This window comes from Paraburkholderia sp. (assembly GCF_049581445.1).
Taxonomy (GTDB): domain Bacteria; phylum Pseudomonadota; class Gammaproteobacteria; order Burkholderiales; family Burkholderiaceae; genus Paraburkholderia.
On record NZ_JBAURZ010000045.1, the window covers coordinates 1 to 1,794 of the forward strand.

Here is a 1,794-nt window from a genome sequence, read left to right on the forward strand (position 1 = left end):
GCGCGATACGTCGTGGTGTGACGGCCGCGACTGTCATGCTCGCGCACGGCCTTGGTAGCCATGTGCTGACTGCCCAGCAAGGTGTTAGTGAGCGTGGATTTGCCCGCACCCGAGGAACCGACCAGCACCGCACTGTCGCCGGGCTTGAGGTAGGCCGCCAGCTCCGCCACATTGGCCGGATCCTTGCCATTGATGGCGTGAATGGGTGTCTCGGCTGGCAGTCGTGCGCGTAGGTCGGCGATGCGCGCGATGCTGTCCTCACGCAAGTCCAGCTTGCTCAAGATCACCACCGGCTGCGCGCCGGAACCTTCAGTGAGCGAGAGGTAGCGCTCGATCCGGGCCGGATTGAAGTCGCCGTCCAGACCCGTCAATACCAGCACGTAGTCGATGTTGGTGGCGATGACTTGCCGCTCGTAACGCTCACCCGCTGCGGCGCGCGACAGCACGGTGCGCCGCGGTTGCACGATAACGTTGTGCGGCGGTTTGCCCGGCTCGATTTCCACGAAATCGCCTACGGAAGGCCGCTCGGCAGGATCCAGGCCGCGCTTGAGGAAATGCCCGGCCGGCTGGGCCCCGAAGACCTGGCTGCCGTCATGTAGTTCGTAGCCGGCACGATGTTGGGTCACTACCCGCGCAATGCGTCGTCCGTCGCCCGGTAAAGTCTGGCCGCGCCAGCCGATGTGACGGAGCTGTTCGATGGTCTGTGCATCGCTCATAAGTTGGATTATGCATGTCTGCGCCCCTGCCCGTCGTCTGCCTCGATTCTCGCCCTATGGCGCCTCCCACGAGACGCACGGACGCTGCTAGCATCTCAACGAACCGGCGGTAAGCCGGTTTTTCCAGAGAAACGAAGGACTCCGCCGTTGGCTCCGATCAAACCAAGTGCGCATCTGGCAGAGGTGCGCTATGAAATCCGTGGTGCGCTGACTCGTCGCGCACGCGAACTGGAAGCGGCTGGACAGCCGATCATCAAGCTCAATATCGGCAACCCGGCGCGCTATGGGTTCTCCGTGCCCGATCATTTGCGTGAGGCCATTGCCGCGCACCTGCACGAGAGCGAAGCCTACGGTCACGAGCAAGGTTTGGAGGAGGCACGCGAAGCCATTGCGGCGCAACAGCGTACACGCGGTGCACGTCACGTCGAAGTGGAACGCATCTTCATCGGCAACGGCGTCAGTGAGCTGATTGATCTAAGCCTGCGCGCGCTGCTGCAGCAAGGTGACGAAGTGTTGCTGCCCAGCCCGGATTATCCGCTGTGGAGCGCTGCCACCATTCTCAACGGCGGCGTGCCGCGCTATTACCGTTGCTTGGCCGAAAACCGGCACATGCCCGATCCGGAAGAGATCGAGGCATTGATCACACCGCGCACGCGCGCATTGGTGTTGATCAATCCGAACAATCCCACCGGCGCGGTGTATCCGCGTGCGTTGCTGGAACAGCTGGTCGCCGTCGCCGCGCGTCACCGGCTGTTGCTGTTGTGCGACGAGATCTACGATGAAATTCTCTACGACGGCACGTCATTCCAACCGTTGGCCGACGTCGCCGGCAATACGCCATGCATTAGCTTCGGCGGCCTGAGCAAGGTGCATCGTGCCTGCGGTTATCGCGTGGGTTGGTTGAGTTTGTCCGGCGATCCGGCGCATACGCACGACTATCGCGATGCGCTGCAACTGCTGGCCGCGTTGCGCTTGTGCGCCAATGTCACGGCGCAGTGGGCGGTGATTCCGGCCCTGCAGGACACGCCGACGATCGGTGCGCTCACTTCACCCGGAGGACGCCTGCATAACGCCCGTC

At 62.9% G+C, this 1,794-nt stretch carries 2 protein-coding genes; one reads left to right on the forward strand and one right to left on the reverse strand.

All coding sequences use genetic code 11. The annotated features are described in order from the left end of the window. Positions 1-716 (reverse strand): GTPase RsgA (rsgA, locus tag WCA85_RS03075; protein WP_424061701.1); only part of this gene is annotated, 716 nt, incomplete at its 3' end. Between the two features lie 147 nt (positions 717-863). Here rsgA and WCA85_RS03080 point away from each other — a divergent pair. Next, positions 864-1,794, forward strand: a 931-nt coding sequence (locus WCA85_RS03080) for an aminotransferase class I/II-fold pyridoxal phosphate-dependent enzyme (protein WP_424061702.1), incomplete at its 3' end; no start/stop codon positions are given.